The organism is Chondrinema litorale, assembly GCF_026250525.1.
In the GTDB taxonomy this organism is placed as follows: Bacteria; Bacteroidota; Bacteroidia; order Cytophagales; family Flammeovirgaceae; genus Chondrinema; species Chondrinema litorale.
Genome location: NZ_CP111046.1, coordinates 20,215 through 41,536 on the forward strand (window position 1 = coordinate 20,215; position 21,322 = coordinate 41,536).

The following is a 21,322-nucleotide window of genomic DNA, read 5'->3' on the forward strand; positions in this document are numbered from 1 at the left end:
AATACAAATTGACAAAAAATGCTATCGCCTAATTAAGTAGAAAAATGACTGATATTATGATAACTTTAATATAAGCGCAATTCATTGAGATATTTTAAATTTTCAATGCTTCTAATTAAAGCATTCAAACTTTCCACTTAGAACTCAGTTGTCTGTATTAAAAAGGAATGTGAAAATTCCTGTAAACGAACTAATATATATTTATCAATCAACCTAGCTATGGATAAATTAGAAGACTGGAAAACTAAAGTAGACAAAGAGAAACTGAACTCCGATGAGGAAGATATTTTCTCTCAATTAGGTTTAAATGGAAGCACAAGAAGGCGATTTTTAAAACGAATCTCTGCTGCGAGTTTGAGTATTTGGGCGACTCCTCAGTTTGCCTCGAAATTATATGCAGCAGAAAAACCTGTAGATACGATTGCCATTCTCAATGAGTTAAAGGTAAATCTACACATCAACAAATCAATTAAACCCCTCACAATTGATTCAAGAACAACGTTATTAGATGCATTAAGAGAACAGTTAGGATTAACTGGCAGCAAAAAAGGTTGCGATCATGGCCAGTGTGGTGCTTGCACAGTTATCGTTGATGGCAAGCGTAAATTATCGTGCTTAACACTAGCAGCTACGTGTAAAGAAAAAGAGGTAACAACTGTAGAAGGTTTAGCCGTTGGCGATGAGCTACATCCTATGCAAGAAGCTTTCTTGAAACACGATGGCTTTCAATGCGGTTATTGCACACCAGGACAAATCTGTTCATCAGTAGCTTTATTAGAAGAAGCAAAAAATGGTGAAGCCAGTTACGTAACCAAAGATTTCACTAAAATGGATAGTGGCTTAACGCTCTCAGAAGGAGAAATTAGAGAGCGTATGTCTGGAAATATCTGTAGATGTGGCGCTTACAACAATATTGTACAAGCAGTAAAAGAAGTAAATAGTGGAGAAGATGAGATGCCTACATGGGAATTTGCTACTGCTGAACAAATGGAAAAAGCGAGTAAATCTTAATTAAACAAAACCTAATTCTCTTTTAACCATCAGAAAAATAGCAAATGAGACCTTTTACATATATAAATGCCGAAAGCAAACAACAAGCTTTACAAGCCGCGGCATCTAAAAAAAACGGCAAATATCTGGGAGGCGGAACTAACTTAATAGACTTAATGAAGGAAGATGTAGAACGCCCAGAACATTTAATAGAAATCGCTGATCTCGATTATAAATCAATAAGGAAAAATGACAAGGGTGGTTTATCAGTAGGAGCCATGTTGAGCAACTCCGAAACTGCTAACCATACTTTAGTTCGCCAAAATTATCCATTACTTTCTATGGCCATGTTATCTGCTGCAACAGCACAAATTAGAAATATGGCTACCAATGGTGGAAACCTATTGCAAAGAACAAGATGCCCATACTTTTACGAAACCTCGATGCCTTGTAACAAGAGACAGCCGAGTTCAGGTTGTGGAGCAAAAAAAGGGATTAATAGTTTACATGCCATTTTCGGATACAGTGACGAATGTGTGGCTGTACATCCATCTGATATGTGTGTGGCTCTTGCTGCTCTAAATGCCGAAGTGGAAGTAACCAAATCCGATGGAAGTACAAGATCCATCACCTTCGAAGATTTTCATCGATTACCGGGAAATCAACCAGAAAAAGATAATACTTTGGTGGATGGTGAATTAATTACTGCCATTCATTTACCAGAGTCTGTATATGCTAAGCATTACTATTACCTTAAAATTAGAGAGCGATCAAGCTATGCATTTGCTCTAGTTTCGGTAGCTGCTGGACTCCAAATCGAAAACGATACCATCACTTCTGTGGGCTTGGCTATGGGTGGAGTAGCTCATAAACCTTGGAAATTGACAAAAGCGGAAGATTTCTTGAAAGGAAAAAATCCAACTGAGGCCAATTTTGAAAAAGCGGCAAAACTTACTATGGCAGAAGCAAAACCTTTATCAGAAAATGAATATAAGGTTTTGATGGGAGAGAAGGCAATTGTAAGAGCATTAAACCAAGCATATAACAGAGAGGCATAAGTCTTTTCCAATTCTTTCACTTAAAAAAATTAACAAAATGAAAACAGTAAAAGCATCAGGAATTGGGCAAGCCATCAATAGAATAGAAGGCCGATTAAAAGTAACCGGCATGGCAAAATATGCCTCTGAGTTCCCTGTAGAAAATGTGGTTTACGCACAAGGTGTTACAAGCACAATCGCAAAAGGAAAAATTAAATCAATAGATACAACTGAAGCTAAAAACCAAAAAGGAGTAATTGAAGTAATCACGCATAAAAATGCTGAAAAGCTTAAGTCTTTTGAAGAAGAAAGACCTGCTTTTACGCTAACTTCTGTTGTTCCTTTACTTCAAGATAAAGAGATTCATTATTACGGGCAATATATAGCTTGTGTGGTTGCAGAAACCTTTGAGCAAGCGCAATATGCCTGTAGGTTAATTAAAGTAACTTACGAAGAAGATAAACCAGAAATACATTTAGATAAGCATCGAAATAAAACATATAAGCCCACTAAATCTGCCGATTATTCAAGAGGAAATATGGATAGTGGTATGGCAGAAGCAAGCTTAACTGTAGAAGAAACATATACGACACCTATTGAACATCAACATCCGATGGAGTTGCATGCAGCAATAACATCTTGGGAAAATGGCAAAGTTAAAATGTATGCTAGCCAGCAAATTTTGGATCAGGCAAAGACTTCTATTTCTGATACATTCATGATCCCAAAAGAGAATGTACAGATTATAGCCTCTTACCTCGGAGGTGGTTTTGGTTCTAAATTAAATGTACATGGACATATTACATTGGGTACTTTAGCCTCTAAAATGGTAGGAAGGCCAGTGCAAATTACTGTAACTAGACAGCAAATGTTTACCAATACAGGAATGAGGCAGTTTAACGAGCAAAAAATGCGATTGGGTGCTACAAAAGATGGGGCTTTAACTGCACTTGCACATCATACACTTTCACATACTGCGACAAATTTGCAGTATTATGAGTCTTGTGGAAATGTATCTAAGATGCTTTACAAAACACCTAACAATGAGGTTACGCATAGATTAATTCCACTAAATATCCAATGTCCTAATTCTATGAGAGCTCCGGGTGAAGCTACAGGTAGTTTTGCTTTAGAAAGTGCTATGGATGAAATGGCGTGGAAACTAAAAATGGATCCAATCGAATTTAGAATAAAAAATGATACACAAGTAGACTTAGGAGCGGATAAACCTTTTTCTTCCAGATTGTTAAAAGAATGCTTACGAATCGGGGCAGACAAGTTTGGTTGGGAAAAAAGAAAAATGCAGCCCGGTGCTAATCAAAATGGGAATTGGCTAATCGGATATGGTGTAAGTGCTGCATCGAGAAGAGCACCATACAGAAAAACCAGTGCCAAAGTGATTGTAGAATTAAAAGGTGAAAAAGCTTTGGCAACCATTCAAATGGATGCTACAGATATTGGTACCGGTACTTATACAATTCTGACTCAAACTGCTTCTGAGTATTTAGATATCCCAGTAGAAAATATTACTGTTGAAATCGGTGATTCTAATTTTCCTGTAACACCCGGTTCTGGTGGTTCTTGGGGAGCGGCTTCTTATTCAAACGGAGTGCGAGTAGCTTGCCAAAATATATTTAAAGAATTAAAGCAAAAAGCTGGAAATTCTAATTCGGCAGATACTTCAATCAATGCACTTTTAAAAGCTAATAAACTCGACAAATACGAAGTGATAGGAACTGCTGAGCCTTCAGAAGAATTTAAAAAACATTCTGTATTCTCATTCGGTGCAAACTTTACTGAAGTTTGGGTAGATAAAGATACTGGCATTTACCGCATCCATCGCATGGTAAATGTAGGCTCTGCTGGTAAAATTATAAATCCTAAAACATCTTATAGCCAAATTATTGGCGGGCTTACTATGGGAGCCGGAATGGTAATAGCCGAGCAAACTCAAGTAGAACCTAACTATGGAAATTTTATCACCAGATCGCTAGCCGATTATCATGTTCCTGTAAATTTAGATATGGCAAATATTGATGTTGTATTCTTACCAGAAGAAGATAAAATTGCCAACGAAATGGGTGTAAAAGGTATTGGTGAATTAGGTATTACCAGCGTAGCTGCATCTATTACCAATGCCATATTTAACGCTACTGGAAAAAGAATGCGACATTTACCTGTAACTCCTGAAAAGTTAATTACAGCAGAAGTTGAACCAGGTGTATAAATATATTATATCTTTAGCTATTAATTACGGTTAAAGGTGTTTCTGAAAATCAAGCGGTGCAAAGTATCTTCTTTGTACCGCTTTTTTATTGATTTAGTAAACTTACATCTCTAAAAAGTAAAATTCTTAAAACTGATACAAAAATCATTAGTATCTTTCCTTTATAAACAAACAGAGTCAATAAGTACATTTCACCTCAACTATCCATGCAGAAATACGCGCTAATACTAATAATTCTATTCGGGCTAAACGCTTGTTCCGAGAAAAAACAAAGTGAAGAAATAATAGAAGTCAAAAAAGAAATTCTTACCGGAGCAGATCAAACAGATAAATACATTCCTTATTTAGAAGGCAAGAATGTAGCTGTAATGGCAAATCCGACTACGATAATTGGTAACAAGCACTTAGTAGATAGTTTGTTAGCAGTAGGTGTAAATATTGTGAAAGTTTTTGGACCAGAACACGGGTTTAGAGGTAATGCCAGTGCGGGCGATAAAGTAAAAGATGAGATAGATCAATCCACCGGAATTCCAATTATCTCATTGTATGGCAAAAAGAATCGGCCAAGCAAAGAAGATATGGAAGATGTAGATGTTCTCATTTATGATTTGCAAGATGTGGGCTGTCGTTTTTACACAAATATTAATGCACTTGCCAGGTTAATGGAAACTTGTGCTGCTTACGACAAAGAATTGTTGATTTTAGATAGACCCAACCCAAATGGGCACTTAATTGATGGTCCCATACTAGATATGCAATTCAAGTCTGGTATTGGTATGTTTCCCTTACCCATGTCACACGGGCTTACAGTGGGTGAATTTGCTCAAATGGCAAATGGCGAAGGATGGCTTACGGATCAGGTTAAATGTAAATTGAAGATTATTCCAGTAGCAAATTACGACCACGAAATGCCTTATACCTTGCCTGTAAATCCGTCTCCAAACTTAAATACTGAGCTTTCAATTTTGCTATATCCATCAACATGTATGTTCGAAGGGACTTACTTAAATCACGGTCGTGGTACCTATTTCCCTTTTACAGTTTTGGGTAGTCCAGAATTAGAAGGCGTTTACGATTTTTCATTTACACCAACAGGCATTAAAGGCATGGCTGAAACTCCTCTTTTTATGGATCAGGTTTGTTATGGCATAGATTTAAGAAAGTATGATGTAGAAGAAATACGAAAAAGCAAACAGATTAACCTGCAATGGATTATGGAGTTGTACAAGAATCATCCACACAAAGAAAAGTTTTTTGATTCTAGCCTGAGTAACCAAATGGGAACAATTGAGAAGCTAATAGGTACCGGACTTTTTAGACAACAAATAAAAGATGGTGTATCAGAAGAAGAAATCAGAGCCAGTTGGGAACCCCGCTTAAGCGAATACAAAGAAATGCGAAAAAAGTATTTGTTGTATCGTTGAAGGGGGGTTGGGCACTAGTAAATTTGGAAAACTACCCAGGAATGCTAAAATAAAAAGTGGCTCCTTCATTAGTTTTACTATCTGCCCATATTTTACCATTGTGTAGCTCAATTACTCGTGAGGCAATTGCTAAACCTAGTCCGTTTCCATCAAAATCTCTCTTTTTATGTAATCTTTGAAACTCTTGAAATAACTTACCATAATTATTCATGTCGAAACCTACTCCATTGTCTTTGATAGAGTATACATACTCTTCATTCAATTTTTCTCCATTAATCTGAATTATTGCTTTTTCTATTGGTTTTGTATACTTAATGGCATTAGAAAGCAAATTAGACAGTAATTGACCGATCATCATTAGATCTCCTTTAGTAGGTTGCAAATTATTCAGACGAAAATCAATTTCTCTTTCTTGAATATCCTCAGTAAGATCTGCATATATTTCATGGAAGAGCTCTTCCATATTAATTTCGGCAATTTCTGTGTGTATCGATCTCAATCGGGTAAAAACTAGCACATCTTCTATCAACTTTTCCATTTTATCAGCCCTCTTCAATATGCGGTCTGTCATGTGCTTTATGTTGCCATCATTTAGGTCACTATATTCTTCATTTAGGATTTCAGAATAGCCAATAATTGCACGTAAGGGTTCTCTTAAATCATGTGACATTAAAAAATTAAATGCTTTTAAATCTTTAATTAATCTGTCTCTTTCTTCTAAAGCAATTTTTAAATCATCTTCAGCTTTTTTCCATTCTGTAACATCAAACCCAACCATACCGATACATTCGCCCATTTTAAAAGCTTTTACAGTGCCAGTCGCTATTCCATAAAGTGGGTGAGGTTTAAAATGTCTTGTATCGTAAGATTCGCCTGTTGCTAATACTTTTTTATACTTTTCTAGCCTATCACTATTTTTAATATCTGGTGATATTTCAGTAATGTGTTTTCCGACTAAATCTTCTTTTTTAAGACCTTTAAATTTACTAAGTGCTTCTTTGTTAATATCTACCAGTTTAAGCTCAGCATCGTAAATGCAGAAAATGAAATTTGCATTGTCAAAAAAAGCTCTTAAATGATCCATAGTATAAATTAAAAATTCATCTCGACTCAATCATATTTATAGCAAGCTTTATAAAAATACATAAGATAATTGACTAATGTATAAATAAATCAAAGTTACATCTTATCAATTTATAGATGTACAATTTCCATTACTGACTATTTTTAACTCGTTGAATAGTCTTTCTAATTGTTGATTTCCCTGCTTAGTAAAAAACGGAATATATAATAAATAGAAGATTATTGCTGTGATTTAGGCAGAAGTGTGTCAATAAATACAAATAGAAAAGAGTGGTTCTTTTATATCTTATGTTATAGATGATTATATTATCACTAAGGAACTCACTTAACTAACAATAATGGAAACAATAAATGTAAATATGAAAGTACACGATAGTGAATTTATGAGGATGGATTATTATCCTAAAGAAAAGTACATGGAAACTACTTGGCAGCCTGGAACAAAATACATGGGTGCTGAGCAATACAAAAAAGAATTTGTTACACACATCTCCTTGCTTGCAAAATATAAGATATCATTATCTCTAGTTAATGAGCAATTACTGAATTTTACTGTAGGCCCAGAAATACAGCAATGGATTGAAGAAGAAATTATCCCAAAATCTCCAATAAGCATACAAAAAGTAGCTGTTGTACTCAGTCATGATTTTATTCAACAGTTGGCTGTAGAACTTCAACTTAGCAGTACTTCTTGCGATGATTTTGAATTTCTATTTTTTGAAACAAAAGAAGCCGCTAAATTGTGGTTACTAAAAAGCAAAGTAGAAGATCATGCTTATAGTTTGATGTCAAAAAGGGTAAATACTTAAGTGGCTTTTGAGGAAAAACAGCTTGTAAATGGAAATAGATAAATTTAACAAAACTATCGATTATTGGATCGATGAATTATCTAGATACAGTATAGAACAGCTCTTGATAAAGCCTGATAATAAAAGTTGGTCTTTAGGGCAAGTATATGAGCATTTAATTGAAGATAGCAATTGGTATAACAGCCAAATAAAATTGGCATTAGCAAGTGATGCTTATGCAACTATAGAGACTTCTGATAAAGCCAAAGAACTATTAGAAAGAGGCTCATTTGAAAATAAAAAAATAAAAGGAGTTGCCCTTAATGCATCTAAAGTTAAACAACCAACTTCTGTATCTCAATTAAAATCCGATATGGAAAATCTGAAAAATGATACAAATATGCTCTGGGATGAAATGCAAATTACTTCTAGCAATGGTAAAGCTAAACATCCCGGGTTTGGATATTTTAATTGCTTTGAGTGGTTGGCTTTTTCAGAAATGCACATGCGGCATCATGTAACACAAAAAGAAAACATTGATAGATTTTTAGATATAAATCAGTAAGTAGGCCTTACCTTTTAAATAAAAGGGATTGAAAATCAAGGTTTTAAATGCATTAATGTATAAAATAAAACCCCGCAATTAGCTAATAAAAGCTTTTTTCGGGGTTTTTGATTTGTTAAATTGTAGTGTCTAATCACAATTAACACTACAATATATGAGAGATCAACAGCTTTTCCAACCACAAGATTACTTAACTCCAAAATGGTATTTATTTAAGAGTAGTAAATTGGGTAATGTTTATGATAGCATCCCTTGGGAACAACTTTCTGCATGTCTGCCTAAGAAAAATAAAGGCCCTGGTGCTCCTAGCTGGTTTTCGCCTCAGGGCATGTTTGGCTTAATGTTTCTAAAAGCCTATTTAAACCTGAGTGATGAAAAGCTCATAGCACGCTTTAATACCGATTGGAGCCTTCAGCTATTTTGCAATAAATTGCTACAGGATCATCAAAAGATTAAGGATAAGGCCATTTTAAGTCGAATCAGGACGTATATGGCGGACCATACTGATTGGCAACAACTTCAAGAGGTACTACTCCAACACTGGAAAACAGACATGCATAATACGCATGTGCTCTTAATGGATGCTACTTGTTATGAGAGTTATATTCGTTTTCCTACCGATGTTAAGCTGCTCTGGGAGAGCTGCCAATGGGTGTTTGAAAAGCAGCTTTACAGATACTGTAAAATATTAGGAGTAAAACGACCTGGCTCCAAATATATAGATCAAAAGCGCATGCAGATGTCTTATGATCGTAGTCGTAAAAAGACATATAAAGCTGGTCGCAAGCGTAAAAAGTCATTGATATATCTACTATCCAAAGGATTGGGGCAACTGCAATGCCTACTTAACGAAAATCCACAAATACAGCTTCACTTACATGAGAGAACATATCTAAAAACTATAAAGAAGATAATCGAGCAACAGCAATTCTTGCAGCAGCATCCAGCTAAAGAATTGAAAAACAGGATTGTATCACTTCCCAAGGCTTATGTTAGGCCGATAGTGCGAGGTAAAGAAGCTAAAAGGGTTGAGTTCGGAATGAAGGCACACCTGCTTCAGGTGGATGGTATCTGCTTTATCGATACCATGGAGTTCCGCGCTTTTAATGAAAGTACCAGACTGAAATTAAGTAGTTTAAAACATAGATCGATATTTGGCTCACTTCATCAACTAGGAGCAGATCGCATTTACGCCACCAACAAAAACAGGAAGTATTTAACAGAAAAGAAGATATTTACCTGCTTTCCAAAGAAAGGTCCTAAAGTAAACAACCCTGCTGAAAGCCAACTCAGAAGTCTCATCTCTAGCCAAAGAGCCACGGTGATGGAGGGAAGTTTTGGCGTGCATAAAACAGCTTATGGCCTCAATAAGATCAAGGTTAAAGGAGAAAAACGAGAAATGATACACGTTTTTTTCGCAGTTATGATGGCCAATGCCGTTAAGATCAGCAAAAGGAAATCAGAACAAGCCCCTCTACTTCAGGCCGCCTAAACCTAAAGCTGAAAAGCCTATGGGATGAGTGTGTCTATACTATCCAAAAGCAATATTTTCCAGTTTTATCAATAGGATTACTCACAGTATTGTACTTTTTAAATAGTCCAAAACAGCAGGTACCAAGATTTGAAACAAAAAAAAGCTGAACTTTATCTATCCAACTCTTATTTTTTATTGGTCTTAATCAATTTTCAAGGAGGCCCTAAGTATCTCTTCATTCAAAAGAGTATTCTTCACCATTTATACGTTGTTATTTGAGCTGTATAATATCAATAATCACCTTAATTCTATTCAAATTAAATAATATAAGTAAGGTAGATTAAAGTAAAACTGAAGTATAGGAAGCCACACACAAAAACAATCCATGCCCATTTATCATGCTTGAGTAATTTCATCCACATAAAGATTCCAGTAATGGTAAATAGGATTAAACTGATACCAAGTAAATCGAGCAAAATCGCATAAAGATTATAACTAAACCCTCCACCAAAACCTCTTAGCCTATGTATGCCTTCGAGTGCATCGCTTGTACTTTTATGGGTTTGTACAACTTCCATTTTGTTTTGCTCAGATAAATATGTAATTCGAGTATTTCCTCCAGCATGTGCATATTCCTGAAATGGATTTTCTTGCTTATTAAGTTCAGAGCGAACCAATCTGCCAGTTATATTATTTCCCTCTATCCATTGTGTCCATTCTGCTTCTGAAGCTAAGTTTTGCTCTACATCTAAAAGCTGAGTTTCTTTTGTAGACTCATGGCTAAAAGACTTATGATATATCATCAAATAGCTTGTTAAAATAAACATTATAAGTAATGCAGTGGTGCTAAGACCAGCATATAAATGTATTTTCTTAATCAATTTATATTTAATTTTCATATCAGAACCATTAGAATACACGAAAAAATAAATAGACTTCCAAAAACGTAAAGCTCCCAAGTTTTACGGCTGTATTTTAACCATAACCAAAGACCCAAACCGAGTGCTGCAAACAGCGTTAATAAAGTAAGCCATTGGTAGACAGCCCAAGTTCTTAAAACAAAGGGAACGTTTGGAATATTTCCATTAAAAAAATGTAATCCATTAAGCACCGCAATTAAACCTTTTGGTTTCTCTTCTACCTGTACTATTCCCGATTTAAAGTCTAATGTTAGATCAGAAGTTTTTGCTAAATGTGTTAGCTGACATTTAAATATGATAGAATCTCTCTGAATATTCCAGCGAGGAACCCAACCCATAATACCCAATTCATCTCTCAAACTTTCTGCTAAATCCACATTGTCTAATTCAGGATTTACTTCAACTTTTGTTGACCAAGTTTTTACTACTTCACTTTTTTCTACATCGATTTTATGGTTGAGAATGATACTGCTTAAACCAAAAGCGATTAAATAAAAGGAGGTGAAAAGCCCTGCATATAAATGCAACTTTATCAGGAGGATTTTTTTCATTGATTCATATTTTACTATTTATAGAAGTTGCTTTCTCGTGATCACTAAAATAGTAATGTATATTTATTTTCTTGTACTGCTAAGGCTAGCTTAGAGAAATTTAGATTTCTTCTTAAAAGAAACAAGATTCAATAAAACTCTTCAAAAATCAATAGTCTATTAATCTTTTTTAGCATTAAAAAACACCAATTGATTAATTAATTCGCATCGCTAAGGTTTGTACAGAAGCCATTCTACAATTGATCAGGATAGCTATCTCAATATTTCAAGTAAATTTGGATAAACGAACCTGATAAGTTAAACTGACTATGAACTTGAAAATGTTGAAAAGCCTTAGCGCATTGTATATTTTTTTTCTCTTTATAATGCTAATTCTTCCACTTAAAGGCATTTCTGTTCAACTTAATTCTATAGATAAGCATGACTGGCAGGCAAAATGGATAAGCTGTTCTTCTAATATGGATACAGTTAACTCATGGACAAATTATCAAAAGGTTTTCAATAATAAAAGCAAAGTTGAATCAGCCACAGCTTACATTGCTGTAGATTCTAAATATTGGCTTTGGATTAATGGAAAGATGGTAGTTTTTGAAGGTGGATTGAAACGTGGTCCAAAACCAGATGCAACCTATTATGACGAAGTTGATCTCACTCCCTATTTAAAAGATGGTGAAAATTCCATTGCAGTGCTGGTTTGGTATTTTGGTAAAGATGGGTTTTCACATACTTCAAGCGGTAAATCGGGTTTGCTGTTTGAATTAAAAATTAACGATAAAACTGCTTTGATTTCTGATAAAACATGGAAATGTACTAAGAATCCAGCATATTGGCATTCTGTTGAAGGTACACAACCAAACTATCGATTATCCGAATCGAATATATTATACGATGCCCGAAATGAGATTAAAGATTGGGAAAAAAGACAATTTGATGCAAGCAGTTGGGAGAATGCAGTTGAACTTGGTGGAGCTGGCAGTGCTCCTTGGAATGCGCTTGTAAAACGACCGATTCCTTTGTGGAAAGACTATGGTCTTAAAACCTTCAACAAAGAATATCCATTTACATCAACTGGTGATACTATTAAGTGCAAGCTACCTTACAATGCGCATTTTACACCTTATTTATCTGTAACAGCAAATGCTGGAGAAGCAATTCATATCCTTACAGATAATTACTATGGAGGTACAGTGCCAAATGTTAGGGCTGAATACATTACTAAAAAAGGCAAGCAAACCTACGAGTCATTAGGTTGGATGAATGGCCACGAATTTTGGTTTATAATTCCCGAAGGTATAGAGGTAAATTCACTTGGATATCGAGAAACTGGCTACAATACTGAGTTTACTGGTTCATTCGAATGTGATGATGCTTTTTATAATCGCTTGTGGAAAAAGTCTCAACGTACACTCTATATCACCATGCGCGACACTTACATGGATTGTCCAGATCGGGAGCGTGCTCAATGGTGGGGAGATGTTGTAAACGAAATGGGTGAGTCATTTTATGCCTTAGATACCCAGTCTCACCTATTAGCAAAAAAAGGTATCTACGAATTAATGAACTGGCAAAAAGCTGATGGAACCATCGCTTCACCCATTCCGGGAAATTACGATAGCGAGCTGCCCATGCAAATGTTGAATAGTGTAGGCTATTATGGGTTTTGGACTTATTACTGGTATACCGCAGATAAGAAAACCATACAAGATGTTTATCCTGCAGTGAAGAAATATTTATCGGTTTGGCAATTAGGTAAAGATGGTTTGGTTGTTCCTCGCAAAGGTGGTTGGACGTGGGGCGATTGGGGAGAAAACAAAGATATGGCCGTACTATACAACGAATGGTACTATTTAGCTTGCAAGGGTTTTGCGCGTATGTCTGAGTTATTAGAGAATGAAAAGGAGAAATTATGGGCAGAAAAACAAATGCAATCAATCGCTGATAATTTTAATAAGACTTTCTGGAATGGTGAGGAATATCGATCACCAAACTACAAAGACCAAACAGACGACAGAGCTAATGCTTTGGCTGTTTTATGTGGTTTTGTGGATGAAAGTAATTACGAGGCGATTAGAGATGTACTAAACAAACAAAGGCATGCAAGTCCGTATATGGAAAAATATGTGCTTGAAGCTTTAGTGAAAACTGGCAATATGGATTTGGCTTTATCTAGAATGAAAGATCGATTTTCTAAGATGATAGATAGCGAATTAACCACACTTTGGGAAGGTTGGGGAATTGGTCGCGAAGGATTTGGTGGTGGCACTATCAACCATGCTTGGAGTGGGGGTGGACTCACCATTTTGTCTCAATATGTTTGTGGTTTGTATCCGTTGGAAGCTGGATGGAAAAAGTTTGTGTAAATCCTCAATTAGGAACATTAAAATATGCTCAAACACAAACTGAAACAGTGGCAGGGCTTATCTCTCTAAAGGTAGATAAAACCGAAAGCTTCAAAATAGACTTGAAAGTTCCAGATAATAGTGAAGCAGTAGTTTATCTACCAGAAAGTTCAACAAAAGTGTTGGTGAACAACCAAGCTGTAAAAATTGAGGAAGTAGATGGTAGAAACTTAATCACGCTAAAATCTGGCGATTATAAGATTATAGCAGAATAAATATATTCAGCTCCTTAATTGTGTAAAGTGATTAATATTACGATGCACTTTTTTGCGCAAATAACAACTCTCACATCATTTTTTACTCCCCAAAAATTGGGGTAAGTATTTTAATATTAAGTTAAATCTAATGAGCATATAAAATAATCCAGTTTGAGCAACTACTTTTGGGCCGCTAAGCAAAACGATTTAGCTAATTAATAAACTCAAAGCACAAAAACTTGATAAGGAAAATGAAAGATTTACGAATTCTAGCTGCTACTTTGATCACTATCATTTTTACCAGTTGCAATAACATGGATACTAGCAAGGATACTGCTAACCAAGAAACTCAACCACCCGAAATTGCTTCTGATACATTAACTGCTCATTTAAAAGATTTCAATCCAGATTTACCTACCATTGGCCTATTAATGTACAATGGAGTGTTACAAAGTGAAGTAGTAGCAACTTCTGATGTTTTTGCCAAGCCTACAGAAGATGGAAAACAAATTTTTAATGTAATTACGATTAGTGAAAGCGGAAATCCAATTACAACGGAAGAAGGCTTAAGACTAATTCCAGATTATACTTTTGATAATTGCCCTAAATTAAAAGTGCTGTTTGTACCAAGTGCATACGATATGTATTCTCAGGTGCACAACAATGCAATTGTAGAATTCATCAAAAAGAAAAATGAAGAGACTGAGTATACAGTAAGTAACTGTGGAGGTGCTCAATTAATTGGTGCATCGGGTATAGCAGATGGTCATAAAATTGTTACTTGGATCGGTGGTGGAGAGCAGCTCCAAAAAGATTATCCAAACTTAAAAGTTCAAGACGATAACTTGGTTACCTATGTAAAAGATGGCAAGTTTTTGTCGTCAAATGGTAATTTGGCGAGTTATGTTACTGCTTTAGAATTAGTTGAAATTATGACAAGCCCAGCACATAGAAAATTTGTAGAAAGCTATCTATATTTAGATAGACTACAAGATTGGAAAAATAAAGATTGAATCTAAGTGATTAATTTCTTGGTAGCTATAAAAGTAATTCTGGATAAATTCTAAATTTATTCAGAATTACCTCTTAATTAGTCTGCATGAAAATATTGATCATAGAAGACGAACCATTCCTACCGATATGCAATTTAATCCATCAGCAACAAATTCTGTGTTAGATACCGGAGCAGACGGAAAAGCCACTTACAAAGAAACCATTCCGGCAATTTATGGTAATTACAATTATGAGGTTAAAAAGCTTGAGGCTGAAATCGGTTTGAGATTAGAATATGTAGACTTAAATTATAGAGTAGATTCTAAACATAAGTTCTAATTACTACGAAACTCAGGTAATCCTTTTTGGCTATAGTTATAAATTTTAATTGACTAAAATATGCTATTAGAAAAAGTTGAGAATTATACTTCTGATTTATTAGAAAAGTTAAGCAATTTGTCTTTTCATAATATTCATCATACAAGAGCAGTAATTTCTCATGTAAAAGAGATTTGCGATCATTTGTAAGTGTCGGAAACTGATCGTGAATCTGTTTTAATAGCAGCTTGGTTTCACGATGTTGGGTATATCACATCACATAAAAATAATGAAGAAATTAGCAGTAAAATAGCCAAAAAGTTTCTTGTAAAAGAAGGCTTAGCCAATGAGCAAATTGCAGTGATTAAGAATTACATAATCTCAACTATATTAACCAAAACTCCAAAGTCACTTCCCGAAAAGATATTGTGCGATGCAGACTTGTATCATTTATCCAGTCCTTAATATTTTTTTTGCAACAGTTATTGAGAAGAGAATGGGAGGTTTGCTATGCGAAAAATACAGTGACTTTAACTTGGCACAAATTGAATCGCGAGTTTCTATAAAACCACAGCTACCATACCGAATATGGAAAAAAAGTACTTTCACCAAGACTAAAAGAAAATCTATCTAGAACAGAGCGACTCTTAAATACTTATAAAATCAAAGTGAAATAGGAACATCATTGCTAAATGGCTTTGATTCTAACAATCTTGAAAGAATTTTCATTAAAAAATATGTAAATGTTTACATTTAAGTAAACAACATATGATGATAATGAAACTACAAATTACCATTTTTTTTCTTTTGCTCTTAAGCATACCATTTCTAGGAAATTCTCAGAGCACATGGAGCGAAAAAATCCAACCAAGAATGCTGGTAATGATTGATAATGATTATGCCGGAGACCCAGATGGTTTATTTCAATTGGTACATCATTTACTATCTCCTTCAATTGAAATTAGAGGTATAATTGGCTCACACCTTAAACCCGGCGATGGTTTTGACAGCTCCAATGAAACTGCCACACATGCAGTAGAAAATGTAAATAAAGTACTTGAGTTGATGAGTTTGCAAGGTAAATACCAAGTCTATCAGGGAAGTAATAAGCCACTCTTTGATAAAAAAACAGCCATAGAATCGGATGGAGCTAAAGCCATTGTAAAAGAAGCTATGCGAACTGATACCAAAGAAAAACTTTTTGTGGTTTGTGGTGGTGGATTAACCGAAATTGCCAGTGCATATCTGTTAGAACCACAAATTGCCGACAAGCTCACACTCATCTGGATTGGAGGTACAGAACACCTCGATATGGCAACTCCACCTCCTGGTTATACTACCTTGGAGTACAATACCGGAATAGATTTAGCTGCTGTTCAGGTAATATTCAATCAATCTAATATTGATATCTGGCAAGTGCCTAGAGATGTATATAGACAAGCTTTGATGTCTTATGCAGAGCTAAAGTTGCATGTAGAAACTCAAGGTGAAATTGGCAAATATTTAACTGCAAAGATTGATAACATCATAGAGCTAACATCTAAGTTTAATTTTAAAATAGGAGAGACCTATGTAATGGGAGATAACCCCTTGGTACTGCTTACTGCTTTGCAATCTTCTTTTGAAGCAGACCCTTCATCGAGTTTTTATAAGCTCAAACAATCGCCAATGGTAAACGACCAAGGAACTTATGAAGTAAACCAAAAAGGCAGAAATATCAGAGTTTATAATCAAATAGATAACCGACTGCTTTTTGAAGATTTCTATGCAAAATTGAAGTTGTTTAATTTGAAACCATAGTTTAATAGGTGGCAGCGTTGCTGCTATTTTGGTGAAACAAATGTTTGAAACATAAGCGTTCGATTATCTATAATTGAAAATGAATTACCATTATCAGTACTCAAAATACAAGCACCTTCTGCATATGGAGCATTATCGTTGAATTCAATTCCAAAACAACCTTTAGATGAGGTCGATTTCACAACCAAAACATATTTTTTAGAAGCTTTTACTTTTATGTTGGGTTGTACAGAAATCATTTTAGGAGACCATCCTATAGAATCAGCAGAAACAGTGATAGAGCTTAATACTTTGCCTTTTGGTTGAGAGTTTTTGCCTGCTTTATAGATTTCGAAAGTAAGCCCTGCATCTGGATATCCACTTTGAAAAGTAGCAAAAGTTACTTTAGAAAGTATTCCAGTTTTCGAAGCTATAAACGATTGACCATGTTGAGTGTCTCCTTGAATTTCACAAGAAGTTGTAAATCCATCACTCTCAGAACTAGCATCCAAATTAGCAAGATCAATTTCGCTTACATCCTTCTTTATTGGAATGTTGATGGTTTGCTCACAGTCAATTGGATTTATATTTCCATCTTCATCAAAAGTGAGTGGTGCCCAGTAGAAATTAGCTTGTGCTTCATTTTTAGCGGCATTATTCCAAAGGTCGCTACCATATAAATAAATCGTACCTGTTTCTAATTTAAATGTAGATACAAAAGAAGGTTGACCGCCACAAGAGTTTTCATTTAGTTTTGCACCGTCTGTCCAAGGGCCAAGTGGAGATGGAGCCGATTTATAGGAAGTTCCTGTACCAGAACAATAACCGCAATTCGGGTCTGAATATAGCACATAATACCTGTTGTTATACTTCATTAATCCGGGAGCTTCTGTACGTCCGGCTGTAACCGCTTTTACATGTTCTCCTATTCCAGAAGTGTAATCTTCATTTAGTTTCTCAATTACAATTGTACCGTCTGTTCTCCAATCTGTATAGGCTAAATACGCTGTTCCATCATCGTCTACAAAGGTATCGTGATCGCCGTTATTTAAACCTGCAACAGGGGCATCATTATTTACAGCGGTTGTCGGTTCGGCTACTTCTTTAAATGGACCAATCGGATTGTCACTAGTAAATACCCTAAAACCAGTTCTGTTATCATACACATTAATCCACAATACATACTCTTTATTTTTCTCATTATAAATCACATGCGGCCTGTAGCAACCATAAGTTTTTCCATTGCATCGGGTTTGCCAGAGGTCGTTGGTGGCATCAAATAGAAAACCTTCATCCGTCCAGTTCATTAAATCTTTAGAAGAATAAACTTTAAACCCACAAAATGGAGCTTCGGGATTACCCCATTCATATCCGCAATCGTAACTAGTGCCATACAAATAATACGTACCATTAAACAGGGCTATTTCTCCATCATGCGCATCTAATGCAGCCGATAATTTATCAAATCTGGTAACTTGTTTATCCTTATCATTAAAATTCACGATTACTGCACGATCATCCTGAGCAAATACAAAGCTTGTTGCCAATAATTGCAGTATAAATAAACTCAAGAAAATGAGTGGTTTTATAGAATTTGAATGAAAGTAATTAGTAGACTCCATGCTTAATGAATATTTGATAATTAATAATCGCTTATAATATTTGATATTTTAGAATGTGAATTTATTTTGATATGCTTGAAATAGAGATAAAAAATGATATTTTAGTTATACTTTCTGACAAAATATGATCGGTAAAAATTTCTTAGAATACTTTGCTTCTTCTGATACGGAAGATTTTATGGGAATAAAAGTGTTAGACATTGGTTCTGGTAAGGTTCCACTCAATACCAAATATCCCAAACCGATGCATCCTTCTGGTTACTATTTTGATTGGGAGTATGGTAGACGATTAGATCATTATCAGTTAGTGTATATTAGCAATGGCAAGGGCATTTTCGAGTTTGAAGGAGGCGAACAATGCAAAGTAACTGCCGGAACTTTTTTTGTAGTTTACCCCAAAGTTTGGCATAGATACAAGCCTGCATTTAATACCGGATGGGACGAACATTGGGTGGGATTTCGTGCTTCTGGCAATTTACATTTTTTGCATAATGAAAGCATAAACCCTTCGAATCCGATACACCAAATAGGAATCGATGAGCGAATTATTAACTTATTTCATGAACTTACAAGAGTGGCAGAAAGCAAAACCAGTGGATTTTCTAATAGTCTGGCTGGAGGTGTTTTTTATTTAGCAGGACTTTTTACCAATGCTTTAAAAAACTATCAGTTCAAAAGCACACAGAAAGAAAGGCAATTGCAACATGCCATAACTCTGATGCATAATCGGATTAATTTGTCTTTTAACCTAGAAGAAATTGCTACTGAAGTAGGCATGAGCTACTCTTTGTTTAGACAATTATTTACCAGTTATACAGGCTTTTCTCCCAAGAAATACTTCCTGAATTTGAAACTATCAAAATCACTTGAGTTGCTTAAGTATTCTGATATGCAAGTAAAGGAAATTGCACACCAAATGGGTTTCGAAACCACTCAATACTTTACTAGATTTATTAAGCAACGAGTTGGCAAAAATCCTCAAAGTTTAAGAAAGACTTAAGCTATTTTGTCTGTATGGAATGTGACTCTTAACTGATTCATTTTTTAATAGTAAGCTCTGATGGTGACAGCCCAAACATTTTTTAAAAGCCACTGAGAAATGAGATATACTCTCAAAACCCAAGTCGAGATAAATATCTGATGGTTTTTCATTTTTTTGCTCAATGAGTAGATAAGCCTCTTGTAATCTTCTTTTAACTAGCCAATGGCTCGGCGAATCGTTGAAAATGGCTTTAAAATCTCTTTTAAAAGAAGATAAACTTCGACCTGTTAGAAAAGCAAACCGCTTAATACTCACATTAAATTTGAAATTTTTGTTCATAAAGGCTTCCAGATTGATTTTTTCGGGAATGCCAAAATCGAAGAAAACTGCTGCAAGATCGGGGTCTTGTTTGAGTAGAATGATTAATAATTCTTCGTACTTCAAATCTTGGAAGGCTTCGTCTAATTCCATTATACCTTTGTAATATGGCTTTAATGAAAGGATGAAATTATCCATCAAATCAGTCTTACGGATTTCTATAAAAGCATCATTAGTTTTAAATGAACTTGATTGAGTTTTATGTTTTTGTTGAAATGTGCGAAGAAACGCTTCTTCAAAGCAAAAGATGATTGGTTCAAACTCATCTTCGCTTTCTAATAAGATGAATTTCGCTAATTGATTTTTTCTGGCAATACATCCATCACCTGCATTTAATATATATGTTTTATTCCCATCAAAAAAGCTAATACCTCCTTTGGCAATGTAAATAAAGACATGATCTGGAATAAACTGCTCTTTTAAAATTCTTGATTTTGTGTCTTTTGCAATAGCTCTCATTTCACAATTTCATATTTAATCAAACTTTGCAATGCTGCTAAAATAGCTTCTTCTTGACTGGCAATTGGCGACCAACCTAAAATATTTTTGGCTTTAGCATTGCTAACATAACGATTTACTTTTAAAAGAAGCGAACCTTCTTTAGCTCTGGCATTAAATAGAGCTGCTGCTTTTAATACCCAGTTTGGTACTGTTTTGCTCGGTGTGTCTTTGGCTATTTCGGGCATTTCAGTTTTAATGAATGTAGCGATTTCTGGCATAGAAATTTGTCCATCAGCACTGGCGATAAAGCGCTGCCCATTTGCATTTGGATTTTTCATGGCTCGAATATGTAAGTCTGCCACATCTCTTACATCAACAATGTTTAGTGGAATGTTCGGAACGGCTTTCATCGAGCCATCTAAAAGATGCTTCAAAATATTAAAACTGCCAGAAGTATGCGTATTTAGCGAAGGGCCTAATATCGCTACAGGATTAATGGTGGCAAACTCTAAACCTTCTCCCTCTTTTTTAATAAAGTCCCAAGCGGCTTTTTCTGCTAAAGTTTTAGATTTCTCATAAATAGATAATCCTTTTTCATTCGGGTTTGTCCAATCGGTCTCTGTGGTTTGTATGTTTTTGTCTGTTTGGCTAAAACCAACTGCACCAAAGTTAGAGGTCATTACTACGCGTTTAACACCTTCTTTTTTTGCGAATCTTAAAACCCGAAGTATGCCTTCTACTGCTGGTTTAATCGCTTCTTTTTCATTCTTTGGCACTTCAAAAAATACCGGAGAGGCCACACTTAAAACATATTTGCAACCTTTCATAGCTTCTACCCAATTATCATCTTTAGTTAATTCTGTTTCTACAAAAGACAGATTATCAAGAGAAGAAATTCCTTGAGATTTAAGTGTGTTAATTATTCCATCCTTTTTACTTATACTGCGAAGACTTGTTCTTACCTGATACCCTTTTTGTAATAATTGAAAGATAATTTGCATACTTACAAAGCCAGTACCTCCGGTAACTAATACTAATTCTGAATTTTTCATTACTAAAATATTTGATTAATTAATAATGCAAAGTTCGAATTTTATGGATGTGACTGTTTTATTGGGTGGTCCAAATTTACTTTATTGAGAAGTCCAAATTTT

Annotated in this window: 21 protein-coding genes; 15 read left to right on the forward strand and 6 right to left on the reverse strand. The window is 35.0% G+C overall.

Translation table 11 applies throughout. The features are described 5' to 3' along the window. Positions 1-219: 219 nt before the first annotated feature. The 4 genes from OQ292_RS25045 to OQ292_RS25060 all read left to right on the forward strand — a co-directional run bounded on the left by OQ292_RS25045 (position 220) and on the right by OQ292_RS25060 (position 5,678). The gene (locus tag OQ292_RS25045; protein ID WP_284686922.1) at positions 220-1,011 is read left to right on the forward strand and encodes a 2Fe-2S iron-sulfur cluster-binding protein; all 792 of its coding nucleotides are present in this window, start codon (positions 220-222) and stop codon (positions 1,009-1,011) included. Positions 1,012-1,055: 44 nt separating this feature from the next. Continuing rightward, positions 1,056-2,048 carry an FAD binding domain-containing protein gene (locus tag OQ292_RS25050; RefSeq protein ID WP_284686923.1) on the forward strand — a complete coding sequence of 331 codons (993 nt, stop codon included), beginning with the start codon at positions 1,056-1,058 and terminating at the stop codon, positions 2,046-2,048. Positions 2,049-2,085: 37 nt separating this feature from the next. Further along, entirely contained in the window at positions 2,086-4,254 is a 2,169-nt protein-coding gene (locus OQ292_RS25055; RefSeq protein WP_284686924.1) for a xanthine dehydrogenase family protein molybdopterin-binding subunit, read from the forward strand. Positions 4,255-4,460: 206 nt separating this feature from the next. Next, the gene (locus tag OQ292_RS25060; RefSeq protein ID WP_284686925.1) at positions 4,461-5,678 is read left to right on the forward strand and encodes an exo-beta-N-acetylmuramidase NamZ family protein; all 1,218 of its coding nucleotides are present in this window, start codon (positions 4,461-4,463) and stop codon (positions 5,676-5,678) included. 31 nt (positions 5,679-5,709) lie between these two features. On the opposite strand, the gene OQ292_RS25065 is transcribed toward OQ292_RS25060, so the two are convergent. Further along, entirely contained in the window at positions 5,710-6,762 is a 1,053-nt protein-coding gene (locus OQ292_RS25065) for an ATP-binding protein (RefSeq protein ID WP_284686926.1), read from the reverse strand. Between the two features lie 337 nt (positions 6,763-7,099). Here OQ292_RS25065 and OQ292_RS25070 point away from each other — a divergent pair, with 337 nt between their 5' ends. The 3 genes from OQ292_RS25070 to OQ292_RS25080 all read left to right on the forward strand — a co-directional run bounded on the left by OQ292_RS25070 (position 7,100) and on the right by OQ292_RS25080 (position 9,606). After that, positions 7,100-7,570, forward strand: a complete 471-nt coding sequence (locus OQ292_RS25070; RefSeq protein WP_284686927.1) for a hypothetical protein — start codon at positions 7,100-7,102, stop codon at positions 7,568-7,570. Between the two features lie 28 nt (positions 7,571-7,598). Continuing rightward, on the forward strand, positions 7,599-8,114 hold the full coding sequence (locus OQ292_RS25075; protein ID WP_284686928.1) for a DinB family protein: 516 nt from the start codon (positions 7,599-7,601) through the stop codon (positions 8,112-8,114). A gap of 154 nt (positions 8,115-8,268) precedes the next feature. Continuing rightward, positions 8,269-9,606: a transposase gene (locus OQ292_RS25080; RefSeq protein ID WP_284682082.1), complete on the forward strand. Its 1,338-nt coding sequence runs from the start codon at positions 8,269-8,271 to the stop codon at positions 9,604-9,606. 299 nt (positions 9,607-9,905) lie between these two features. Here OQ292_RS25080 and OQ292_RS25085 read toward each other — a convergent pair whose 3' ends face one another. Both OQ292_RS25085 and OQ292_RS25090 read right to left on the reverse strand, forming a co-directional pair. Beyond that, complete coding sequence (locus OQ292_RS25085; protein ID WP_348970658.1) at positions 9,906-10,391, reverse strand: PepSY-associated TM helix domain-containing protein; 486 nt, start codon at positions 10,389-10,391, stop codon at positions 9,906-9,908. A 92-nt stretch (positions 10,392-10,483) separates the two neighbouring features. After that, entirely contained in the window at positions 10,484-11,059 is a 576-nt protein-coding gene (locus OQ292_RS25090) for a hypothetical protein (protein ID WP_284686930.1), read from the reverse strand. A 365-nt stretch (positions 11,060-11,424) separates the two neighbouring features. Here OQ292_RS25090 and OQ292_RS25095 point away from each other — a divergent pair, with 365 nt between their 5' ends. The 7 genes from OQ292_RS25095 (at position 11,425) to OQ292_RS25125 (ending at position 16,766) form a co-directional block, all read left to right on the forward strand. Continuing rightward, positions 11,425-13,419 carry an alpha-L-rhamnosidase-related protein gene (locus tag OQ292_RS25095; protein ID WP_284686931.1) on the forward strand — a complete coding sequence of 665 codons (1,995 nt, stop codon included), beginning with the start codon at positions 11,425-11,427 and terminating at the stop codon, positions 13,417-13,419. After that, on the forward strand, positions 13,401-13,673 hold the full coding sequence (locus OQ292_RS25100) for an alpha-L-rhamnosidase C-terminal domain-containing protein (RefSeq protein ID WP_284686932.1): 273 nt from the start codon (positions 13,401-13,403) through the stop codon (positions 13,671-13,673). The genes OQ292_RS25095 and OQ292_RS25100 overlap by 19 nt, the downstream gene beginning before the upstream one ends. 233 nt (positions 13,674-13,906) lie before the next feature. Next, positions 13,907-14,668, forward strand: coding sequence for a DJ-1/PfpI family protein (locus OQ292_RS25105; RefSeq protein WP_284686933.1), 762 nt, complete (start codon positions 13,907-13,909; stop codon positions 14,666-14,668). A gap of 115 nt (positions 14,669-14,783) precedes the next feature. Then, a complete protein-coding gene (locus tag OQ292_RS25110; protein ID WP_431733786.1) occupies positions 14,784-14,987 on the forward strand; it encodes an outer membrane beta-barrel protein in 204 nt (67 codons plus the stop codon). Between the two features lie 60 nt (positions 14,988-15,047). Continuing rightward, positions 15,048-15,176 carry a hypothetical protein gene (locus tag OQ292_RS25115; protein WP_284686934.1) on the forward strand — a complete coding sequence of 43 codons (129 nt, stop codon included), beginning with the start codon at positions 15,048-15,050 and terminating at the stop codon, positions 15,174-15,176. After that, positions 15,177-15,431, forward strand: a complete 255-nt coding sequence (locus OQ292_RS25120; RefSeq protein ID WP_284686935.1) for an HD domain-containing protein — start codon at positions 15,177-15,179, stop codon at positions 15,429-15,431. Positions 15,432-15,743: 312 nt separating this feature from the next. After that, complete coding sequence (locus tag OQ292_RS25125) at positions 15,744-16,766, forward strand: nucleoside hydrolase (RefSeq protein ID WP_284686936.1); 1,023 nt, start codon at positions 15,744-15,746, stop codon at positions 16,764-16,766. Positions 16,767-16,789: 23 nt separating this feature from the next. Here the strand turns inward: OQ292_RS25125 and OQ292_RS25130 are convergent, their stop codons facing one another. Beyond that, entirely contained in the window at positions 16,790-18,367 is a 1,578-nt protein-coding gene (locus tag OQ292_RS25130) for a family 43 glycosylhydrolase (RefSeq protein WP_284686937.1), read from the reverse strand. A gap of 124 nt (positions 18,368-18,491) precedes the next feature. Between OQ292_RS25130 and OQ292_RS25135 the strand changes: the two genes are divergently transcribed. Beyond that, entirely contained in the window at positions 18,492-19,367 is an 876-nt protein-coding gene (locus OQ292_RS25135; RefSeq protein ID WP_284686938.1) for a helix-turn-helix domain-containing protein, read from the forward strand. On the opposite strand, the gene OQ292_RS25140 is transcribed toward OQ292_RS25135, so the two are convergent. Continuing rightward, positions 19,353-20,186, reverse strand: coding sequence for a helix-turn-helix domain-containing protein (locus tag OQ292_RS25140; protein ID WP_284686939.1), 834 nt, complete (start codon positions 20,184-20,186; stop codon positions 19,353-19,355). The two genes, OQ292_RS25135 and OQ292_RS25140, sit on opposite strands and share 15 nt — an antisense overlap. Further along, on the reverse strand, positions 20,183-21,220 hold the full coding sequence (locus OQ292_RS25145; protein WP_284686940.1) for an SDR family oxidoreductase: 1,038 nt from the start codon (positions 21,218-21,220) through the stop codon (positions 20,183-20,185). The genes OQ292_RS25140 and OQ292_RS25145 overlap by 4 nt, the downstream gene beginning before the upstream one ends. Between the last annotated feature and the right edge of the window lie 102 nt (positions 21,221-21,322).